Genomic DNA, 20911 nt, shown 5'->3' with positions numbered 1-20911 from the left:
TCAAATATACCCTTAGGGGGTATATTTGAGAGTATTCCTGCACCGCCGATCAATCCCTCGAGGAGCCATCATGACCCAGACCCGCCGATACAGCGTGGAGGGAATGTCCTGCGGCCACTGTGAGAGCGCGGTGCGAGCCGAGGTCGAGCTGCTCCCCGGCGTCTCCGGGCTGGAGGTCAGCGCGGAGACCGGGTTGCTGGACCTCACCCTCGCCGAGGGGGCCGGGCTCACCGACGAGGCGGTGCTCGCCGCCGTGGACGAGGCCGGCTACGACGCCGCGCGCCAGTCGTGAGCTCAGCCGACACCGAGCGCATCGAGCTCGAGATCGGTGGAATGACCTGCGCGGCCTGCGCCCAGCGCGTGGAACGCAGGCTCAACAAGCTCGAGGGCGTCACGGCCACCGTCAACTACGCCACCGAGAAGGCGGCGGTCCAGGTCGGTGTCGCTTCCGAGCGCGGCGTCTCTGGTCGTGAGGCCGCCGTCGCGGAGCTGATCAGTACGGTGGAGAAGACCGGATACAGCGCCCAGGAGCCCGTGCCGCTCACCGAGGAGGGCTCCGCCGCGAGCCCTGCGGCGAGGGACCTGGTCGGGCTGCGCCGTCGTCTGCTGATCTCCAGCGGGCTCACCGTGCCCGTGGTGCTGCTGGCCATGGTCCCGGCGCTGCAGTTCCCCTGGTGGAACTGGGTCTCGCTCGCACTGACCCTGCCCGTGGTGCTCTGGGCCGGCTGGCCCTTCCACCGTGCCGCGGCGCTGAATGCCCGCGCCGGCACCGCCACCATGGACACGCTCATCTCACTCGGCACGCTCGCGGCGCTGCTCTGGTCGCTCTATGCCATGCTCTTCGGTGCCGCCGGAGACCCGCAGCTGCGCCACGAGTTCGTGTTCTTCGCCGAGCCCGTCTGGGCCTCCGACGCCGCCCACGCCATGGGTGCCGCCAGCATCTACTTCGAGGTGGCTGCTGCGGTGACGGTGTTCCTGCTGCTGGGCAGGTACTTCGAGAAGCGCTCCAAGTCCCAGGCCGGCCAGGCGCTGCGCTCGCTGCTGAACCTGGGTGCCAAGGAGGTCACGGTGCTGCGCGACGGCGACGAGGTGCTCGTACCGGTGCGCGAGCTCTCGGTGGGAGACGAGTTCATCGTGCGCCCAGGGGAGAAGATCGCCGCAGACGGCACCGTGCTCACCGGCGCATCCGCCGTGGACATGTCGATGCTCACCGGAGAATCGGTGCCGGTGGAGGTCGCCCAGGGCGACAGCGTCACCGGGGCCACGATGAACTCCTCCGGACGGCTGGTGGTCCGCGCCTCGCGGGTCGGATCCGACACCCAGCTGGCCCAGATGGCCCGCCTGGTGGAGGAGGCGCAGTCGGGCAAGGCCCAGGTCCAGCGGTTGGCCGATCGGATCTCCGGGATCTTCGTGCCCATCGTGCTGGGCATCGCGCTGCTCACGCTGCTGCTCTGGCTGGCCTTCGGGCCCTCGGCCGAGTCGGCCTTCACCGCCGCCGTGGCCGTGCTGATCATCGCCTGCCCCTGCGCGCTTGGACTGGCCACCCCCACGGCATTGCTGGTCGGCACCGGCCGCGGCGCGCAGCTGGGGATCCTGATCCGAGGCCCCGAGGTGCTCGAGGCCTCGCGCGGCATTGACACTGTGGTGTTGGACAAGACCGGCACGGTGACCACCGGGGCGATGAAGCTGGCGGCGATGCATTCCGCGCGAGCCTGGGCGGCGTCGGTCTCATCCGAGCGTGACCGCGCGGACGGCGGGCGCGACGGTGGCGGTCACGCCGGGCGCGACGGTGACGGTGACGCCGGGCGCGACGACGACGCCGAGCTGCTCCGCCTCGCCGGAGCGCTTGAATCAGCCTCTGAGCACCCGATCGCGCGCGCCGTGACCAACGCCGCGCGCGAGACGCTGGGGTCGACCTCTGGGAAGCTGCCCGCGGCGAGTGACTTCACGAACCATCAGGGCTACGGCGTCTCCGGGACGGTCTCGGAGCGCCTCGTGATGGTGGGCCGCCGTGAGCTGCTGCGCCAGCACGGAATCGAGCTCCCCGCCGAGGTGGCCGGTCTGCTGGCCCAGGCCGAGTCGCAGGGATCCACCCCGGTGCTGGTCGCGGTGGACGGCAGCTTCGCCGGGGTGCTGATCGTCTCGGATGCGGTCAAGGACACCTCCGCCGAGGCCGTGGCCCGCTTCACCGCCATGGGGCTCTCCGTCGTGCTGCTGACCGGGGACAACGCCGGGGCTGCGCATCGTGTGGCCGCCGAGGTGGGCATCGAAGAGGTTATCGCCGAGGCGCTCCCGCAGGACAAGGTAGAGGCGATCCTCCGGCTCCAGGAGCAGGGCCGAACCGTGGCCATGGTCGGAGACGGCGTCAACGACGCCGCCGCGCTGGCCCAGGCTGACCTGGGCATCGCCATGGGCACGGGCACCGATGTGGCGATCAACGCCGCAGGGATCACAGTCATGCGTGGAGACCTGCGCTCGGTCGCAGACGCCCTGGCGCTCTCGCGCCGGACGCTGCGCGTGATCCGGTCCAACCTGTTCTGGGCCTTCGGCTACAACGTCGCCGCCATTCCACTGGCCGCACTGGGCCTGCTTAACCCGATGCTCGCCGGCGCCGCGATGGTCTTCTCCTCGCTCTCGGTGGTGGGCAACAGCCTGCGGCTGCGCGGATTCAAGGGCGTATAGGCCGACGCTTGGCGGGGTGCATGCGAGGTGCGCGCGGGGTGCATGCGGGGCGCCGCCGAAGTCTGTCTAAGATGAGCCCATGTTGAAGCCATTTCGCCAGGTCGACGTCTTCGGTGACGGACCATTCATGGGCAACCCTGTCGCAGTGATCGCCGAGGCCGAGGGCCTCACCGACGAGCAGATGCGCACCATCTCACGCTGGACCAATCTCTCCGAGTGCACCTTCCTGCTGCCTGCGACCACCGCCGAGGCGGATTATCGGGTGCGGATCTTCGCGCTGGACAAGGAGCTGCCCTTCGCCGGGCACCCCACCCTCGGCTCCGCCCGCGCCTGGCTGGACCTCGGTCACGAGCCTCGATCCGCCGGCGTCGTCGTCCAGGAATGCGGTGTGGGGCTGGTCCCGGTGCAGATCGGAGACCAGACGCTGTCCTTCGGTGCCCCGGGTCTGGTCCGATCGGGGCCGGTCCCGAAGGCCGCCCGCCAGATGCTCACCGAGGCTCTAGGACTCACTGCGGATCAGGTGCTGGACGCGGCCTGGGTGGACAACGGCCCCGGGTGGGTCGCGCTGCTGCTCGAGAGCGCGGAGACCGTGCTGGGTGTCACCCCGGATCTGTCCATGATCACCGATCCGGAGTACCGACACTTCGGCGTGGTGGCGCTGCAGCCTCAGGGTGCGGACACCGCGCTCGAGCTGCGTGCCTTCTTCTCGGATGACACCGGGGCGCTGCGCGAGGATCCGGTCACCGGAAGCCTGAATGCCTCGGTGGCCCAGTGGCTGGAGTACTCGGGAAAGATGACCCCGCCCTACGTGGCTAGTCAGGGCACCGTGCTGCAGCGCCGCGGCCGGATCCACGTCGAGGGTGACGGTGAGTCGCTGTGGGTCGGCGGCCGGGCCGAGGTCACGGTGAGCGGAACCATCGAGGTGGGGGAGCCGACGGTGCAGCGGTGAGCGGACCGGAGGCACCGGGCAGTGCGGCGCCGGGGCCCTCGCACGTGGTGATCCGACGGGCGTGCCCCGAGGATGCGGATCGCATCGCAGCGGTCCACGTGGCCACCTGGAAGGAGACCTACCTCGACCTGCTCCCCGAGGGGTTCTTCACCGAGGGGCATTCTCGCCAGCGCCGCGAGATGTGGGCGCAGATCCTTGGTGAGTCGCGGAACGAGTGGAACATCCGGTTGGCAGAGTCCGACGGCGAGATCATCGGCTTCGCGATGGCGGGGCCGGCCCAGGAGCAGGCGCAGTCCGCTGCGTCTCCTGCTCGCTCCCTCTATATGGTCTACGTCCTCCGCAGGCACCACGGCACCGGGGCGGGTCAGACGCTGCTGGACGCGACGCTCGGGACGGGGTCTGGGTCGGATTCGGAACTGGGGCCCGGGTCGGATTCGGTGACCGAGCCCGTCGATCTTTGGGTGGCCAAGCAGAATCCGCGGGCCATCGCCTTCTATCTCCGCAATGGGTTCCGCTTCGACGGGGCCGAGAAGCGGGATCCTGGCGCTCCGGCCATCACAGATGCTCGGATGGTACGGCCTTGAAACTGGCCTCATACAGCCTCTGGACTCCGGTCAAATAGAACCAAATTGGCATGAACTGAACTATTGAGTCTCACCGCATTAGAAGATATATTCGAATCATGCAGGTCGCACTCACTGATCCGAATGCAGAGCCGCTCCGGGAATCCCAGCGGCTGCTGAATCGAGTTCAGGCCGAGCAGCTGCGGCTGCTCGTGGGCTACGTCGAGTCCTTCCTGCGTGACCTCGAGGTGACCGAGCCCGAGCTCATGCGCAGCGCTCGCGGTCGAGCTACCGCCGAATCGGCGGCCATCATGAACGCGGCCGAGGCCCTGGGGGTCAGCGAGGGGCAGGTGTACACCCAGCACCGGCAGGGGTGCTTCGCTCGGCAGCATCTGCCGCGAGTGTGGGGCGCGGTTCGCGCGGGTGATGTGCCCGTCCGTTCCCTGGTCCGGGTGATCTCGGCCGCTGAGCGTCTCGTCTCCCCGGTGCACCGCGAGCGGCTCGACGTCCAGGCCGCCGCCTATGCCGTCGCGCATCGCCCCGCACGGCTGACCGCCTGGTTGAACCGCTTCGTGGCCCGCACGGAGCCTGACCAGCACGTCCACCGCTGTCACCGCAGCCACGCCGAGCGCCGGGTCTGGCTGGAGCACCTGGAGGATGGAGTCAGCATCCTCCACGCGATGCTCCCCACACTCACCGCCGAGGCCATCAAGAACCGGTTGGTGGAGGTGGCCCGCAGCCCGACACGCGATGTCCCCTATGATCCGTGCGTCGAGAAGCCAGTTCCGGCTGAGCCTGCGGCACTCCGCGCAGAGGTCCACCCAGGCGGATTCGACTGGCTCGGGCTCCCGAGTGAGGGGCCCGATGATGGCTCTGATGCGGGGTGGGAGGCTCCTCAGCTGGTATCCGCCGATGGCCTCGAGAAGGTCGCCGCGGCAGCGACGGCCGAACCCGCTGCGCCGTTGAGCCGCGAGGCGGGGGATCCCCGAACCCAGGCCCAGCGAGAGGCCGATCTCCTCTCGAGCTGGCTGCTCAACGGAGGGACCGATTCCGGCACCGCGATCAACGCCCACGTCGGAATCCTGATCGAGCCCGAGACCCTTCTGATGGACTCGGCTCGCATCACCGACGCCACCGACGCCACCGAGGGTGCGGGTCGGCCCGCGTTGAGCCGCAATCGACGGCACGCCTATCCAGCGGCGATGATTCGGCGGATCATCCTCAGCCCGGAACACCAGATCACCTGGACCCCGGTGCCGCGATCGACCTCGCTACCAGCTTCACCTCCGACCTCGCTGCCAGCTTCACCTCCGGGCGCGATGCCAGCCACTCCGCCGGGAGTGCCGCGCACCCGAGTCAAGCCTTCCGGTCCACCGGACCCACCCGGCGTCGCGCCGGATCCGCTCCTCCGCGCACTCGAGCCCCTGGTGCGGGTCTACGAGAGCCGATTTGTACCCCAGCTGCTGCGTCGGGCCATTGAGTTCCGCGATGGCACCTGCCAGGCACCGGGGTGCATGGTCGCAGCGGAGCACTGCGACATCGATCATCAGATCCCCTGGCCGCAGGGGGAAACCACGGCGTCCAACCTGTGGGCGCTGTGTCGGAAGCATCATCGGCTCAAGACCGCTGGATTCCTCGACCTCCCCGCTGATCGGCCACCCTCGGCGAGCCCGTAGGCTGGCCCTGACACGAGCGCCTCGGGGCGCATCATCAGGTGATGGCTCCTGCTCCACGGCCCAGCCCGATGCCCCGGCGCGGGACCCCGCCGCCACGAAGGACCCGATGACCGACGAATACCGGCTTTCCGCCTCCAGCCTGACCTCCGGGTACGAGGAGCGTCATGTGCTCGAAGACCTGACCATCACGATCCCGGATGGATCGTTCACCGTCATCATGGGCCCCAATGCCTGCGGGAAGTCCACGCTGCTGCGAAGCCTCGCCCGGTTGATCAAGCCCACCGGGGGACAGGTGCTGCTCGACGGCGAATCCATCTTCAACATGCCCACCAAGGAGCTGGCGCGCACCGTGGGCCTGCTTCCGCAGTCCGCGATCGCGCCGGACGGCATCACGGTGTTCGACCTGGTCTCCCGTGGACGGCATCCGCATCAACACATGTTCAAGCGCTGGGGCCACGAGGATGAGACGGCCGTGCGCTCCGCGCTGGAGAACACTGGAATGACCCAGCTGGCCAGTCGCGAAGTAGACGCCCTGTCCGGAGGTCAGCGCCAGCGCGCCTGGATCGCGATGGCGCTCGCTCAGGAGACCCCGCTGCTGCTGCTCGACGAGCCGACCACCTATCTCGACATCGCTCACCAGATCGAGATCCTCGAGCTCTGCTCCAGGTTGCAGCGCGAGGGCCGCACCATGGTGGCGGTGCTCCACGACATCAACCAGGTGCTGCGCTACGCCTCGCACATCGTCGCCATGAAGGACGGTCGCATCGCCGCCGAAGGCACCGCGGAGCAGGTCGGCACCGAAGAGACGATCCGCGGCGTCTTCGGCGTGGAATCCCGCGTCATCGAAGACCCGGAGACAGGCAAGCCGCTGATGATCCCCAGGGCGCCGGTGCTCTGAGCCGGCGCCCGGCACTTGAGCCTCTCGATGAGGTCGTGGAGCATTCCGCGCTGCGCCGGGAGCGTGTGAAACTGTTGCGCAGCGGCAGCGGACACTGGGGAGGTCGCAGTGGGGAAACTCATCTACTTCATGCTCGTTTCAGCCGATGGCTACGTCGCCGATGAGGACGGCGACTTCCAGTGGGGTGAGCCCGACGAGGAAGTCATGCGGGCCATCAATGACCAGACCCGGGGGATCGGCACCTACCTCTACGGACGAAAGATCTATGAGCTGATGAGCGTCTGGGAGACGGATCCAGCGCTGGCCGAAGGTTCTCCGCAGGCGGCTGAGTTCGCCAAGATCTGGACCGCCGCCGAGAAGATCGTCTATTCAACGACGCTCACCGAGGTCACCACCAGGCGCACCAGGATCGAGCGCGACTTTGATCCAGCAGAGGTCCAGCGGATCAAGGAGGCCAGCGCCGAGGATCTCACGATCGAGGGTCCCACCCTCGCCGCCCACGCGCTGCGCCATGGTCTTGTCGACGAAGTCCACCTGCTGATCTGCCCCATGGTGCTCGGCGGGGGTCTTCGCATGCTGCCGAAGATGAGGATGGCGCTCACCCTGCGCGGTGAGCGCCGGTTCGGCAACGGTATGGTGCAGCTCAGCTATGCCGTGACGCGCTGAACGCCAGGCGCTCCTAGCGGCTCAGCCGCGCCCACAGCTCCGCGTCGAAGGACTCCGGAGCCAGCGCCGACATATGTCGAACAGCGTTGTCCAGCTTCGCCCGCCAGGCGCGCACCGCGGCCTCGGCGTCTCCGGCCAGCACTGCGCTCAGGATGCGCCGATCATCACTGACGATGCGCTCCACCGCAGGGCTGTAGTCCAGGCGCAGCACGGCGATGAACATCCGCACCCGCAGGGTCAGTGCGTGGAACCCGCGTGCCGACTGGCTCAGCCCGGAGGCCTCCGCCAGCTCCTGCTGGAACTGCAGATCTGTCAGGCCGACGTCGGATCGGGTGCCCTGGGTCGCCGCAGCCTCCACCGCCCCCAGCGCCAGTCTGACCGGCAGCATTCGATGCCGGGGCTGCATGGCGCAGGCCCTGAGCAGCACCATCCCGAGGTGCAGCCGCGCGGCGTAGAGGTCGACCACGTCTGCCCCCGTCACCGCGGGAACCCGGAAGCCACCCTGGTGGAAGTCCAGCAGCCCGTCATCGACCAGGCGGCTCATCGCCGAGCGCACGGCGCTGCGGCTGAGTCTGAGACGCTCTCCGAGCACGTCGGGGGAAAGTCTGTCGCCCGCGCGGAAGCCCGAATTCGTGATCTCGCGGCGCAGCGCGATGGCGATCTGTTCGGTCACCGAGAGCTCTACCTGGGAGAACCAGCGATTCCGCGGTGATCGCTCCAGCTCGGCGGACAGCGCGGTGTCATCTGGTCCCAAGCCCATATCTGAGTCAAAAGTGGATCTCTTTTTCGAAGCTTCGCGTCGCCAGTCCGTGCCGTGGAGTCCTCGTCCGGCACGTCGGGCCAGGAGGTCCAGCAGATCCCCGGGGACGGCGTCGGTGGTGGGGGCGCAGCGCGTGAGCAGAGAGGCCGTGCGGTCCATGAATCGCTCCCAGTCCGGGTCGTGGGCGTCCCAACAGGCGCTCAGTGGGTCTGAGCCCTGAAGCGGTGCCACCCCGGAGCTGACCGCGCCGGCCTCCCTGACCCGCCAGTGCGCCGCCTCAGAGGCATGCAGCGCCGCCATCAGGGCCGTGGCCCGACGTTCCGCAATGGTCCGCTGCGCGAGACCGGTGACCGGTCGAGCGGCGAAGCGCACCACGATCTGTGGAAATCTGACCTGCACCTCCGCCACGACCAGCTCGCGCGCCCTGATCCCTCGAGCCTCGAGACCCCCAGCCTGATCGACAGGATCGACAGGATCGACAGGATCGACCGGATCGACCGGATCGACCGGATGGCTCGAATCGGCGACCTCTGTGGCCGCTCTGCGGATCCTTCGGCAGCCGCGGCTGACCAGGGTCTGACTCAGCCCGGTGAGCTCAGCGATGCGCCGGGTCGAGAAGTCCGGCGTGCTGACCCTGGCCCCGGCGGTGGCGAGGACGCTGGCCACGATGTCATCAGCCGTGTCCTGGATCCGCGGACGGCCGCGACCGGTGGTCTGCATGATCATCAGTATGACCTATTTCTGACTCAAGCTGTAACGGATCGGTGCGCCATATCGTGGCTTCCGCGTGTGTGTCGGCACACACTGGAAGACAGCAGGCCGAGCACTCCAAGAGCTGAACCCGCATCCCTGCGTGAAATATCCCTGCGTGAAATGAGGCCCCGATGTCCCCTGTGAACACCGCCGAGCTCACCGATCTCTCCGAGGCTGCGGTCGCCAAGGTCACCCGCTGGCTGCAGCGCGGCCCCGCGGGAGCGGCAACGGGAACAGGGGGCGAGAAGCCGGGCAGGCGGAGCCGGCCCAGCAAGAATCATGCCGCCGCGGACAAGTCAGCGCAGCGCCTCTCCGCAGTGCTCTCGCACCCCAACGGGTTGGACTTCACCGTGGGATTCGTCGACCGGGTCATCCGCACCGAAGACACCAAGGCCGCCGCCTCGGCGCTCTCCGAGCTGGGCGGACTCGCCCCGGACACGCTCTCCGCCCTGGACCGGGCGCAGATCCTCGCCGGCAGCGCGCTGGCCAAGACGCTGCCCGACGTCGTCGTGCCTGCGGCACGGGCGCGGATGCGCGCCATGGTCGGACATATGGTCGTGGATGCCCGGGACAAGCCGTTCGGCAAGGCCGTGGCATCGATCAAGCAGGACGGGCACCGGCTGAACATCAACCTCCTCGGCGAGGCGGTGCTGGGCGAGGCCGAGGCTGACAAGCACCTGCAGGACACCGTGGATCTGCTGCGCCGCGATGACGTCGACTATGTCTCGATCAAGGTCTCCTCCATCGCCTCGCAGATCTCCATGTGGGGATTCGATGCGACCGTGGACTACGTGGTCGACCGGCTGATCCCGATGTACCAGGAGGCGGCGAAGGCGCCCGCCGGATCGAAGTTCATCAACCTGGACATGGAGGAGTACCGCGACCTCAACCTGACCATCGCGGTCTTCAAGAACCTGCTCTCCCGCCCCGAGCTGAAGCACTATGAGGGCGGCATCGTGCTGCAGGCCTACCTCCCGGACGCGCTCGGCGCGACCCAGGAGCTCGCTGAGTTCGCCAACGCCCGCGTCGCGGCCGGCGGAGCCGGGATCAAGATCCGGCTGGTCAAGGGTGCGAACCTGGCTGTGGAGAAGGTCCACGGCGAGATCGCCGGCTGGCCTCAGGTCACCTGTGAGTCCAAGGAGGCCACTGACGCGAACTACAAGCTGGTGCTGCACTGGCTGCTCACCGAAGAGAACATGGCCGGGGTGCGGATCGGCGTGGCCGGGCATAACCTGTTCGACATCGCCTTCGCCCACCTGCTCGGAGCCCAGCGCGGGGTCACCGGGCAGATGGAATTCGAGATGCTCCAGGGCATGGCCACGGAACAGGCGGAAGCGGTGAGCGCCGATGTCGGCCAGCTGCTGCTCTACGTGCCGGCCGTGCGCCCGGCCGAGTTCGATGTGGCCATCTCCTACCTGGTCCGGCGGCTCGAGGAGAACGCTGCCAGCGAGAACTTCATGTCCGGCATCTTCGATCTGTCCGTGGACGAATCCGGCCGCAGCAGCGAGGTCTTCGACCGCGAGGCCCAGCGCTTCCGCGGCTCGCTCGCGCTGCTGGAGGAGATCCTGACCAAGCACGGCCACACCGCGCCCAGCCCGCAGCACACCCAGGACCGGGGTGCCGAAGCGCAGCCGGGCGCCGAAGCGCAGCAGCGCGCCGAAGCGCTCAAGAACGACGACGCCGCCCTCCCGCCCTTCGCCAACGAGCCCGATACCGATCCCGCGCTGCCGGCGAACCAGCGGTGGGCCGCCGAAGCGATCGATCGCGCCTCCGAGCCGGGCTGGATCGAGGCCCAGTCGCTGCCGGAGAAGATCAGCGGGGACCGGATCGACGAGCTGGTCGTGCAGGCCCGCGCGGCCGCCGAGCCGTGGGCGGCCCGCCCCGCCGTCGAACGCGCTCGGATCCTCTACCGGGCGGCCGATATCCTCGCCGCGCGCCGCGGCCATCTGGTCTCCATCGCCGCCGCCGAGGTGGGCAAGTCCGTGGCGCAGACGGATCCGGAGATCTCCGAGGCGATCGACTTCGCCCGCTACTACGCGCACAGCGCGCTTGAGATCGAGCAGGTCGAACATGCCCGCTTCCTCCCGGACCGCCTGGTGCTGATCACCCCGCCGTGGAACTTCCCGCTCGCCATCCCGGCCGGCGGCACCTTTGCCGCGCTCGCCGCAGGTGCCGCGGTGATCCACAAGCCCTCGAACCACACCCCGCACTGTTCCATGGCGATCCTGGACGCACTCTGGGACGCCGGCGTGCCCCGGGAAGTGCTGCATGGGGTCTATCCCTTCGAAGGTGCGGACGGCAAGCGGCTGGTCTCCCACGACGGCATCGACCGGGTGATCCTCACCGGGGCCTCCGAGACGGCGGCGATGTTCCGCTCCTGGAAGCCGGCGCTGGCGATCAACGCGGAGACCTCCGGGAAGAACGCCCTGGTCATCACACCCTCGGCGGATCGCGACCTCGCGGTGGCGGACCTGGTCAACTCGGCCTTCGGCCATGCCGGGCAGAAATGTTCCGCCGCCTCGCTGGGGATCCTGGTGGGCAGCGTCTATGACTCCGAGCGGTTCCGTCGTCAGCTGGTCGATGCCGCCTCCTCGATGATCGTGGAATGGCCGAGCAGCCTCGCCGCCACGGTGGGCCCGCTGACCGAGGAGCCCAGCGAGAAGCTGCGCCGCGCACTCACCACCCTGGAGCCCGGTGAGTCCTGGCTGTTGGAGCCCAAGCAGCTCGACGACACCGGTCTGCTCTGGTCCCCGGGGATCAAAGACGGCGTGAAGCCGGGATCCTTCTTCCACCTCACCGAGGTCTTCGGCCCGGTGCTGGGTCTGATGAAGGCCTCGGATCTCGAGGAGGCGATCGGCCTGCAGAACCAGGTCGACTTCGGCCTCACCGGGGGCATCCATTCGCTGGAGCCTGGCGAGGTGGCCACCTGGCTCGACAGGGTTCAAGTCGGAAATGCCTATGTCAATCGAGGTATCACCGGAGCTATCGTCCAGCGTCAGTCCTTCGGTGGCTGGAAGCAGTCCTCGGTGGGCCTGGGCTCCAAGGCCGGTGGCCCCAACTACGTCATGCTCTTCGGTCGTTGGGAAGATGACACCGTGGGGGCCGAGCTGCCAGCGGCAGGTCCAGCCGGAGCGGCGCTGGAGCAGACTGTGGCCAAATTGATCGAGTCAGCGGTCAGCTCCGGGATCGTCTCCGGAGCGGATCGGGCCTGGCTCGCCGCGGCCGCCGCCGATGACCAGCGCTGGTGGGAGACCGAGTTCGGCAGGCCCACCGACCGCACCGGCCTGGGCGGCGAGGCCAACATCTTCCGCTACCTCGGCGAGGACGTGCTGCTGCGTGTGGGCGTCGACGCCACAGCGGTCCAGGTGCTGCGCGCGCTGATCGCCGCACGGCGTGCCGGGGCTCAGGTGCGCGTCTCCATCTGCCCCAAGCTGCCGAACGCGACCGCGAAGGCCGTGGAACTGGGGAGCAGGACGCTGCAGCTCACCCTCACCGAGGAGACCACGGGTCAGTTCGCCGAGGCCCTGGCCGCCGGGGACCATGATCGCGGAGTGGGAGTGCGGGTGCGCATGCTGGGTGCCGTGGACTCCGCGCTGCGCACGAAGCTGGCGGACCGTCCGGAGGTGGCGCTGCTCGCCGACGAGGTCACCGCTTCCGGCCGGGTGGAGCTGCGCTACTGGCTCAAGGAGCAGGCCGTCTCAATGACCCTGCACCGCTTCGGGAACCCGGCGCGGGACTTCCTCCGGCTGGCCGAAGAGCTCAAGCGAGCGGTGGACTGAGCCGGCTCCGCAGCGTGTGCGCCGCCAGGGCCAGGACGGCGCCGTACTGCAGCCCGGCGGCGTCCTTGATCGGGATGGGCTCGAGATCCTGCTCCTGCTCGGCAGCCTCGGAGGTCCAGTCCGCGTAGACCGGGGAGAGCTCCTCGGCCAGGCTGGCCGCCCCCGGCGATCCTGCAATGCCCAGTTCGCGCAGTGCGCGCAGGAACATGCCGCCGAAGCGCAGCCTCAGCATATGCAGGACGCCCTGCAGGCCGTGGAGCTCGGCCACCGTCGCCTCGCGCTGACAGGCCGGATCCTCGGCTCGGGCGCGCTGGGACTGCGCGGCCTGGCCCAGCAGTGGAAGGAAGGCTCGGCTGGCGCGCAGCAGCGGAGGCTCGGACTCCGCCGCGAGTCGGTCCAGGAGTTCCAGAAGCAGCTCACCCGAGGCGCTCAGCGCTGCGGCCTGATCCCGCAGGGCAGACGCGTAGGACGCTCCGCCGGGGCTGATGTCATCGGCGAGCAGATGCTTCCACTGCGGCATCTCGGCCACCATCGAGAGCGTGCCGTGGCGGCTCGCATAGCCGGTGGAGGACTCCCCGGTGGAGCCTTCCGGGAAGGGGTCCAGCCCCAGCGCCTCCACCCAGTCATAGGCCTCCTCGAGACTGCCCATGGCGAAGATCCCGGGGGAGAGGACCTCGAAGTGCGCTGCCTCCGGTTCGCCGCGGTGCAGCGGGACTCCCATGGCCGTGGGGAGCTCGCTGAGCAGCGCATGCAGCGGCTCGACATGGGCGCCTGGGGCGGCACAGAGGGTGTCGGAGAGGTAGTAGTAGGCCCCGCCGGACTCGGCGTTGTGCAGCGGCAGGTAGAAGTCGGGCCGGGTCAGATCGATGGCGCGCTGCAGCGCGTGGGTCTCGGGCAGCATCGCGTCGAAGTGCGCCGCCTTGTACCGGAACGGGAAGGTCCACTCCACCTGTTCCGGGCCCGCCGGGCGGTAGAAGTTCTGGAAATACAGCTCGCGGTCCTCAGGGGCGTGGAACCAGCCCTCGTTGAGGCGCATCGAATCCGGATCCGCGCAGGGCAGAAAGTGCCAGCGGCTGGCCAGGCGGCGCCGCAGCCGCACGTCGGTGAGCAGCTGCGTGGCCAGGTGCAGCATGGTCCAGGAGCCGATCGGCTCGTTCGGGTGCACGCCGCCGGCGAGCAGCCCGGAGAGGGCCTCCGCACCGTCACCACCCTCGTCGGCGATCGAGTAGAGCAGGATCGGCTCCCCGGCGCGGGAATGCCCCAGCCGCGTCACGCTCATCTGTTCGGGATGCTGCGCGGCCAGCGCGGCGAAGGCCTCATGCAGCTCATCCACGCTGGGGTAGTGCTGCACCGCGGGCAGGCCTGCCGCCCGTTCCAGGATCTCCGCGCCGGTCAGCGGCTCCAGCGCGGTGAGTCCGCTGGTGTGGCTCACGGCGGTCCTTCCACTTGGTGCGGCCAGGGCAGCTCCCTATCCTAGTGGGATGCGGCATAACCCGGACTACGCCCTCGAGGATCTCGAGGCCCTCAAGGACCTGATCAGGCAGCACCCCTGGTGCACCTTCGTGGCGCACACCCCGGCAGGGCTCGTCGCCTCGCACTATCCGGTGCTGCTGCAAGAGGAGGCTGAGGGTCAGGCCGAGGGCGACGGCGCGCTGGTGCTGCTCAGCCACGTCGGTCGGCCCGATGAGGCCAAGCTCGGGCTGGGCGGCGGGAGCGCACCAGATGCCGGGGCGACCGAGTCGAGCGAGCTGCTTGCGATCATCCAGGGGCCGCACGGCTACATCTCCCCGAGCTGGTACGGCTACCGCCCCAACGTGCCGACCTGGAACTTCGCCGTGGCACACCTCTACGGGGTGCCCGAGGTGCTCTCGGACGCCGAGAACCTGGACGTGCTGCACCGGCTGGTGGAACACTTCGAGAGCCCGCTGCCGGACCCGCACCTGCTCGACGCCACGGAAGAGAACAGTGAATACGCCCAGCGGATCCTGCGCGGCACCCTCGGCTTCCGACTGCGCGTCACCCGGATCGAGGCCAAGGAGAAGATGAGTCAGGACAAGCCGATGGAATCAGTGCGCAGCATCATCGATGAGCTCCGCGGCACCGGCCCCTACGCCGATCCGGCACTGGCGGATCGGATGGCCCGGGTGAATCGTGCGGCACTGGGTGGAGGCGCCCGATGAATCCTGGATCGATGACGCCCGAATCTCGGCATCCCGCCCCGCTGATCCTGCGCAATGTGCGGCTTCCCGGCGCTGGGAGCAGCGGTTTGCGCGACGTGCACCTGGTGGAGGGACGCGTGGCCGCCATCGCTGCCGCCGGCCAGGACCCTCGGTCCGGCCCCGGCCCCGGCGCCGCGCTGTCCGGTGCGGCATTGTCCGGTGCGGCACTGTCCGGCAGGGGAGCCGACTCCCTGGACGCCGAGGGCCGCTTCCTGATCCCTGGGCTGTGGGATCACCATGTCCACTTCACCCAGTGGGTGATCGCGCGACGGCGGCTCGACCTCGCCGCGACCACCAGCGCCGCCGAGGTGCTGCAGCTGGTGCGCGGTGCGCTGAGCTCCGATCCGGAGCTCGCGGCGGCAGGTTCGAACTCGGCGGGCTCCGGCGTCGTGGGCTATGGGTTCCGCGACGGGCTCTGGCCCGACCTGCCCTCGCTGAGCAGTCTGGATGAGGCGACCGGGGCGGTGCCGGTGGGGTTGATCAGCGGGGATCTGCACTGCATGTGGCTCAATACCGCGCTGCAGTCCCGACTCGGGGTCTCCACCGACGCCAGCGGGCTGCTGCGCGAGGCCGACTCCTTCGCAGTGATGGACCAGCTCCAGGACCCAGCCGCGCTGACCCCGGAGATCTACCGCCAGACCGCGCAGGCGGCGGCGCAGCGCGGAGTGGTGGGGATCGTGGAGTTCGAGAACGCGGACAACATCTCGGCCTGGCCGCTGCGCACCGCGGCGGGGGTGGACTCGCTGCGCGTGGAGGTCTCGGTCTGGCCCGACCGGCTGCAGTCCGCGCTGCTGGCCGGGATCGCCACCGGGGATGTGCTCGACGAGCGCGGCCTGGTGACCATGGGGCCGCTGAAGGTGATCTCCGACGGGTCGCTGAACACCCGCACCGCCTGGTGCTGGGACCCCTACCCCGAGTTGGACCTGGGGCATCCGCACAGCTGCGGGATGCAGACCGTGCCGATGGATGAGCTCCAGGACGTGATGCGCCAGGCCCGCGATGGCGGGATCGCCGCGGCGATCCATGCGATCGGGGACCGGGCCAACAGTGCGGTGCTCGATGCCTTCGAGGCGCTGGCGATGCCAGGCGTGATCGAGCATGCCCAGCTGCTGCGCTGGGAGGACATCCCTCGCTTCGCCCGACTCGGGCTCACCGCCAGCGTGCAGCCCGAACATGCCATGGATGACCGCGATGTGGCCGACGCCTACTGGGCCGGGCGCACCGATCGGGCCTTCCCGCTGGACGCGCTCACCCGCGCCGGGGTGCCGCTGCGACTGGGCTCCGATGCGCCGGTCGCCGCGCTGGATCCCTGGGTGGCCATCGCCGCGGCGGTCAGCCGCAGTCGCGACGGCCGGGACCCCTGGCATCCCGAGCAGCGCCTGGACCGGGCCACCGCGCTCGCCGCCGCCACCCGCGGCGGCACCGCGCGGGGAGGCCACCAGGTCAGTGCGGGGGATGCGGCGGATCTGGTGCTGCTGGAGACCGATCCGCTCGCCGGCAGCGGCGCCGCCGGCAGTGACCACGGCGGCGGTGACCATGCCGGCAGCGACCATACCGGCAGTGACTTCTCCGGCTCCGGGCTGCGCGAGATGGGGGTCTCCGCGACGCTGCTCGGTGGCCGGCTGACCCACGACGGGATCAGCTGATCAGCTGATCAGCTCTTTCGGGCCTGATAGGCCAGCAGCGCCGCCAGGTAGCCGCCGCCGAGCACCACGGTGACCATCCCGACCGGGATCGGCTGGGCCAGCGCCTGTTGCGCGATGATGTCGGATCCGAGCAGCACCAGCGCGCCCATCAGCGCGGAATGCACCAGCGGGATCCCCGGTGAGCGGGCCAGCAGCCGGGCGATCTGGGGGGCGGCCAGTGCGACGAAGGCGATCGGCCCGGTGGCGGCGGTGACCAGTGCCGTGAGCAGCACCCCGATCCCGAGGATCGCGAGTCGGGTCGGCTCCACGCGGACCCCGTGGGAGGCCGCCACGTCGTCGCCGAGCTCCAGCTGGCGCAGCGGCCGGACGGAGATCAGCAGCAGCGGCAGCGCCGCGAGCACGATCGCGACCGCCGGGAGCACGGCGGACCAGCTGGTCAGGCCCAGCGAACCGGCACCCCAGATCGCCGCGCCCATGGCGGTCTCGGTCTGCGCGCGCAGCAGGATCCAGGAGTTCACCGCATGCAGCGCCGCGGTCACCCCGATGCCCACCACGATCAGCCGGAACCCCTGCATGCCATCGCGGTAGGCCAGGAAATACACCAGCAGCGCGGTGCCCAGACCGCCGATCAGCGCGCCCAGCGAGGTGCCGATCAGCCCGTCGGCCACGGTGAACCCGCCGATCCCCACCGTGGCGAGCAGCACCCCGGTGTAGGCGCCGGTGGAGAAGCCGATGATGTCCGGGGAGCCCAGCGGGTTGCGGGTCAGCGTCTGGAACAGCGCGCCCGAGAGCGCCAGTGCGGTCCCGAAGATCAGCGCGGCGGTGATCCGTGGCAGCCGCCACTGCAGCACCACGGTGGCGTCGAAGCCGCCGCCTCCGGTGAGTGCGGTGAGCACCTCGACCGGGTTCAACGGGTAGTCGCCCATTCCGAGCGCGGTGACGCTCAGGACCAGGATGCCCAGACACAGTCCGAGGCCCACGAGCCAGGATCGAAGGGCGCGAGGGGGGCGGCGATGGGGGCGGCGGGGGCGGCGAAGGGCGCGACGGGTGAGGGGTTCACGCGTCGCGGTCACAGCTTCAGCGCCTTCCGCCGGCGGATCAGCAGCACCAGCACTGGGGCGCCGATCAGCGCGCTGACCAGCCCGACCGGCATCTCCCCTGGCCAGACGATCAGCCGGGCCGCGATGTCCGCGGTGAGCATCAGGATCGGGCCGAAGATCATCGAGAGCAGCAGCACCCAGCGCTGGTCCGCCCCGGCGAAGAAGCGCGCCGCATGCGGGACCATCAACCCGATGAACGCGATCGGTCCGGCGATCGCCGCGGCACCCCCGGCGAGCACCGTGATCGCCAGGATGCTCAGCACCCGGGTCTTCCACAGCGAGACGCCGAGGGCCGCCGCCAGCTCGTCACCGAGCGCCAGCGTGTTCAGCCCCTTGCCCAGCGGCAGCGCCACGATCAGCGCGAGCAGCACCAGCGGGGCCACGGTCAGCGTGACGTCGAGGCCACGCCCGGCGAGGATCCCGGCCTCCCAGACCTGCAGTGCGCCGAAGGTGCGCGGGTCCGCGACGCGCAGCGCCCCGATGATCCCGGAGAGCACCGCGGACAGCGCCACCCCGGCCAGCACCATCCGCATCGGATCTACCTTGCCGGAGGACATGCCGCCGATCAACGCCACCGCGACCGTGGCGAAGAAGGCTCCGGCCAGGGCGAACCAGATGTACCCCAACGGAGAGGTGATTCCGAAGCCCACGATGGCGATCGCCACGGCGAAGGCCGAGCCGGCGGAGACTCCGAGCAGGCCCGGTTCGGCCAGCGGGTTCCGGGTCAGCGACTGCATCAGCGCTCCCGCCACCGCCAGAGCGGTCCCGACGACGACGGCGGCCAGAGTGCGCGGCAGGCGCAGTCCCAGCACCGCGTGCTGATCGTTGGCGCTGACCTCCCCGCCGCTCAGCGCCGAGAAGACCGTGTCCAGCCCGATGCCGCGGCTGCCGATGCTGATGCTCGCCGCGCACAGCAGCGCCAGGATGACCAGGCCCAGAACCAGGGCGAGAGTGGTGCGCGGAGCGGCGACGCGACCTGGGGCATGCGAGTGCATCCCAGGGCGTCTGAGCGTGCCTGAATCTACGGTCATACCGGGATGAGTCTCGCCTTAGTCGGAAATGGGTACTATCTTGTGTTCTAATTTGATCTATTCTTGATGGGTGGCCACAGGCCACCCTCACATCCTTTCATCACTAGGAGCATCCTCTTGAACGGATCTCGCCAGCTGGCTGGTTCTCACGCGCGGCGCTCAGCCTCGGCCGGCATCGCCCTGGCAGCGACCGCCGCACTGCTTCTCTCCGGCTGTGCGGACTCCTCCGAGCAGGAGGGCGGCACCGAGGAGGGCGGCACCGAGGAGGGCGGCGGCGAGGCGGCCCAGGGGGCGGCCGGGGCCTACCCCGCGAGCATCGAGACCGAGTTCGGCGAGGTCACCATTGAGCAGGCGCCGGAGCGAGTCGTCGCCCTGGGCTGGGGTGACGCTGAAGTGGCGCTGGATCTCGGCGTCGAACCGGTGGGCGCCTCGGACTGGCTCGGCTTCGAAGACCCGGACGGCATCGGCCCCTGGGTGCAGAACCCCTATACGGAATCCCCGGAGATGCTCGGCACGCTGGAGCTCTCCTATGAAGCGGTGGCCGCGCTGGAACCGGACCTGATCCTGGACGTGCGCAGCTCGGGCGACCAGGAGCGCTATGACCGGCTGAGCTCGATCGCGCCGACGGTGGGAGTGGCCCCCGAGGGCGCGAACTACCTGACCGAGCCCGAGGAGCAGGTGCGCATGATCGCCGCCGCCCTGGGGCAGCCAGAGACCGGCGAGGAGATGCTCACCGAGCAGGAGGATGCCTTCGCGGCTGCCGCGCAGGAGAATCCAGAGTGGGAGAGCCAGTCCGTGACGGTGGCCACCCGGACGGCTGAGGGCTGGGGCGCCTATACCGAGGCCGACGGCCGGGTCGGTTTCCTGGAGGATCTCGGCTTTGAGCAGAACCCCGAGATCGCCGAGCTCGGCGGTGAGGGCGAGTTCAGCGTGAACATCTCTGACGAGCAGCTAGAGCTGCTCGACGCCGACCTGCTCCTCGGGTTCCCGATCTTCATCGAGGAGACCGAGATCACCGAGGACGCCGGCTGGCTGAGCATCCCCGCGGTGCAGGACGGCCGAGACCTGGTGATCACCGGCGACCTGGCCAACGCCTTCTCGCTGGGCACCCCGGAGGCGCAGATCTACGCGCTGGAGGAGCTCGCCCCGGAGATCGAGGGGACTGTGGGGCCATGAGTCTGCGCTCAAGCCGCGCCGCACTGGTGGAGCCCGCAGCCGGGGCCGCCACGCTGAATCCGCAGCGCGCGTATTCCACGGTCGTCGCGGACCTCCAGCGGCTGAGCCCGAACTACCTGCGCTTCACCTTGGAGGCCGAGGAGCTGCGGCACTTCCACACCGGTGGGCTGGACCAGCGGATCAAGCTGCTGCTGCCTCGCGCCGACGGGACGCTGCCCGAGCTGGGGCTCTTCCAGGAGCCGCAGCCGGAGATGATGGCCTGGTACAACACCTGGCGTCAGCTTCCCGAGGCGCAGCGCAATCCGATCAGGACCTACACCGTGCGCAATATCCGCCCCCGGGAGCACCAGATCGACGTGGACTTCGTGGTCCACGGCACCGAGGGCCCGGCCTCCGCCTGGGCGATGCGCGCCGAGATCGGCGATGAGCTGGTCATCATCGGCCCCGACGGTCGCTCCGCCCGAGCCGGCGGCGGCATCGAGTTCAACCCGCACACCGCCCGGGACGTCCTGCTGGCCGGGGACGAGACCGCGGTGCCCGCGATCTGCGCGATCCTGGAGACGCTGCCCGAACGGATCCATGGCGAGGCCTACCTGGAGATACCCACCCGGGCGGATGCCCTTGATGTGGTCAACCGCTCCGGCGTGGAGATCTACTGGTTGCCCCGAGAGGGCGCCCCGCGCGGTGAGCCGCTGACCAGCGCGGTGCAGAACTGGGGCCGGCGTCGCGCCGAGATCTTCGCCCAGCGCCGCTCCTCCTGGCAGCCGACCCGCGGTGAACCGGTGGGTGCGCCCTCCGGCGCAGAGGATCTCGCTGAGCTCGCCGAGGGAGACCTGCTCTGGGAGGTCGGCGACGCCGACGGCTTCCGCGAGTACGCCTGGCTGGCCGGGGAGGCCGGGGTGATCACCGGTCTGCGCCGACATCTGGTCAAGGACATCGGGCTCAGCCGCAAGCAGGTCTCCTTCATGGGCTACTGGAAACAGGGCCGCGCCAGCTGAGCGCACCGGCTGCCA

Annotated in this window: 16 protein-coding genes; 12 read left to right on the top strand and 4 right to left on the bottom strand. The window is 69.4% G+C overall.

What is annotated here, in order from left to right; all coding sequences use genetic code 11:
• Nucleotides 1-70 precede the first annotated feature (70 nt).
• The 7 genes from EV640_RS01490 to EV640_RS01460 all read left to right on the top strand — a co-directional run bounded on the left by EV640_RS01490 (nucleotide 71) and on the right by EV640_RS01460 (nucleotide 7434).
• Nucleotides 71-292 (top strand): heavy-metal-associated domain-containing protein, encoded by a 222-nt coding sequence (locus tag EV640_RS01490; RefSeq protein WP_036474512.1) that lies wholly within the window; start codon nucleotides 71-73, stop codon nucleotides 290-292.
• Complete coding sequence (locus EV640_RS01485; RefSeq protein ID WP_341802699.1) at nucleotides 289-2682, top strand: heavy metal translocating P-type ATPase; 2394 nt, start codon at nucleotides 289-291, stop codon at nucleotides 2680-2682. The genes EV640_RS01490 and EV640_RS01485 overlap by 4 nt, the downstream gene beginning before the upstream one ends.
• A gap of 79 nt (nucleotides 2683-2761) precedes the next feature.
• A complete protein-coding gene (locus tag EV640_RS01480; RefSeq protein WP_133725574.1) occupies nucleotides 2762-3631 on the top strand; it encodes a PhzF family phenazine biosynthesis protein in 870 nt (289 codons plus the stop codon).
• The gene (locus tag EV640_RS01475; protein WP_243832184.1) at nucleotides 3628-4215 is read left to right on the top strand and encodes a GNAT family N-acetyltransferase; all 588 of its coding nucleotides are present in this window, start codon (nucleotides 3628-3630) and stop codon (nucleotides 4213-4215) included. The genes EV640_RS01480 and EV640_RS01475 overlap by 4 nt, the downstream gene beginning before the upstream one ends.
• A gap of 98 nt (nucleotides 4216-4313) precedes the next feature.
• Nucleotides 4314-5870, top strand: coding sequence for an HNH endonuclease signature motif containing protein (locus EV640_RS01470; protein ID WP_133725573.1), 1557 nt, complete (start codon nucleotides 4314-4316; stop codon nucleotides 5868-5870).
• Between the two features lie 106 nt (nucleotides 5871-5976).
• Nucleotides 5977-6768 (top strand): ABC transporter ATP-binding protein, encoded by a 792-nt coding sequence (locus EV640_RS01465; RefSeq protein WP_133725572.1) that lies wholly within the window; start codon nucleotides 5977-5979, stop codon nucleotides 6766-6768.
• 108 nt (nucleotides 6769-6876) lie between these two features.
• A complete protein-coding gene (locus EV640_RS01460; protein WP_036474507.1) occupies nucleotides 6877-7434 on the top strand; it encodes a dihydrofolate reductase family protein in 558 nt (185 codons plus the stop codon).
• A 13-nt stretch (nucleotides 7435-7447) separates the two neighbouring features.
• Here the strand turns inward: EV640_RS01460 and EV640_RS01455 are convergent, their stop codons facing one another.
• Nucleotides 7448-8920, bottom strand: a complete 1473-nt coding sequence (locus tag EV640_RS01455; protein ID WP_166645835.1) for a GntR family transcriptional regulator — start codon at nucleotides 8918-8920, stop codon at nucleotides 7448-7450.
• A gap of 158 nt (nucleotides 8921-9078) precedes the next feature.
• Between EV640_RS01455 and EV640_RS01450 the strand changes: the two genes are divergently transcribed.
• Nucleotides 9079-12726: a bifunctional proline dehydrogenase/L-glutamate gamma-semialdehyde dehydrogenase gene (locus EV640_RS01450; RefSeq protein WP_133725570.1), complete on the top strand. Its 3648-nt coding sequence runs from the start codon at nucleotides 9079-9081 to the stop codon at nucleotides 12724-12726.
• On the opposite strand, the gene EV640_RS01445 is transcribed toward EV640_RS01450, so the two are convergent.
• Entirely contained in the window at nucleotides 12707-14158 is a 1452-nt protein-coding gene (locus EV640_RS01445) for a M14 family zinc carboxypeptidase (protein WP_133725569.1), read from the bottom strand. The two genes, EV640_RS01450 and EV640_RS01445, sit on opposite strands and share 20 nt — an antisense overlap.
• A gap of 49 nt (nucleotides 14159-14207) precedes the next feature.
• Between EV640_RS01445 and EV640_RS01440 the strand changes: the two genes are divergently transcribed.
• Both EV640_RS01440 and EV640_RS01435 read left to right on the top strand, forming a co-directional pair.
• Complete coding sequence (locus EV640_RS01440) at nucleotides 14208-14906, top strand: FMN-binding negative transcriptional regulator (protein WP_133725568.1); 699 nt, start codon at nucleotides 14208-14210, stop codon at nucleotides 14904-14906.
• An 11-nt stretch (nucleotides 14907-14917) separates the two neighbouring features.
• Nucleotides 14918-16591, top strand: coding sequence for an amidohydrolase (locus EV640_RS01435; protein WP_133725567.1), 1674 nt, complete (start codon nucleotides 14918-14920; stop codon nucleotides 16589-16591).
• A gap of 8 nt (nucleotides 16592-16599) precedes the next feature.
• Here the strand turns inward: EV640_RS01435 and EV640_RS01430 are convergent, their stop codons facing one another.
• Both EV640_RS01430 and EV640_RS01425 read right to left on the bottom strand, forming a co-directional pair.
• Nucleotides 16600-17571: a FecCD family ABC transporter permease gene (locus tag EV640_RS01430; protein ID WP_243832182.1), complete on the bottom strand. Its 972-nt coding sequence runs from the start codon at nucleotides 17569-17571 to the stop codon at nucleotides 16600-16602.
• Between the two features lie 89 nt (nucleotides 17572-17660).
• Nucleotides 17661-18686, bottom strand: coding sequence for a FecCD family ABC transporter permease (locus tag EV640_RS01425; RefSeq protein ID WP_036474504.1), 1026 nt, complete (start codon nucleotides 18684-18686; stop codon nucleotides 17661-17663).
• Nucleotides 18687-18839: 153 nt separating this feature from the next.
• Here EV640_RS01425 and EV640_RS01420 point away from each other — a divergent pair, with 153 nt between their 5' ends.
• Both EV640_RS01420 and EV640_RS01415 read left to right on the top strand, forming a co-directional pair.
• On the top strand, nucleotides 18840-19898 hold the full coding sequence (locus tag EV640_RS01420; protein ID WP_243832181.1) for an iron-siderophore ABC transporter substrate-binding protein: 1059 nt from the start codon (nucleotides 18840-18842) through the stop codon (nucleotides 19896-19898).
• Nucleotides 19895-20896, top strand: a complete 1002-nt coding sequence (locus EV640_RS01415) for a siderophore-interacting protein (RefSeq protein ID WP_084479428.1) — start codon at nucleotides 19895-19897, stop codon at nucleotides 20894-20896. The genes EV640_RS01420 and EV640_RS01415 overlap by 4 nt, the downstream gene beginning before the upstream one ends.
• Nucleotides 20897-20911 lie beyond the last annotated feature (15 nt).

The organism is Nesterenkonia aurantiaca (assembly GCF_004364585.1).
GTDB lineage: Bacteria > Actinomycetota > Actinomycetes > Actinomycetales > Micrococcaceae > Nesterenkonia > Nesterenkonia aurantiaca.
This window is presented reverse-complemented; position numbering and strand designations above follow the sequence as displayed.

Coding starts and splice junctions, on each gene's coding strand:
- EV640_RS01490 (WP_036474512.1), top strand. CDS start 71: ATGACCCAGACCCGCCGATACAGCGTGGAGGGAATGTCCTGCGGCCAC.
- EV640_RS01480 (WP_133725574.1), top strand. CDS start 2,762: ATGTTGAAGCCATTTCGCCAGGTCGACGTCTTCGGTGACGGACCATTC.
- EV640_RS01470 (WP_133725573.1), top strand. CDS start 4,314: ATGCAGGTCGCACTCACTGATCCGAATGCAGAGCCGCTCCGGGAATCC.
- EV640_RS01465 (WP_133725572.1), top strand. CDS start 5,977: ATGACCGACGAATACCGGCTTTCCGCCTCCAGCCTGACCTCCGGGTAC.
- EV640_RS01455 (WP_166645835.1), bottom strand. CDS start 8,920: ATGATCATGCAGACCACCGGTCGCGGCCGTCCGCGGATCCAGGACACG.
- EV640_RS01450 (WP_133725570.1), top strand. CDS start 9,079: ATGTCCCCTGTGAACACCGCCGAGCTCACCGATCTCTCCGAGGCTGCG.
- EV640_RS01440 (WP_133725568.1), top strand. CDS start 14,208: ATGCGGCATAACCCGGACTACGCCCTCGAGGATCTCGAGGCCCTCAAG.
- EV640_RS01435 (WP_133725567.1), top strand. CDS start 14,918: ATGACGCCCGAATCTCGGCATCCCGCCCCGCTGATCCTGCGCAATGTG.
- EV640_RS01425 (WP_036474504.1), bottom strand. CDS start 18,686: ATGCACTCGCATGCCCCAGGTCGCGTCGCCGCTCCGCGCACCACTCTC.
- EV640_RS01415 (WP_084479428.1), top strand. CDS start 19,895: ATGAGTCTGCGCTCAAGCCGCGCCGCACTGGTGGAGCCCGCAGCCGGG.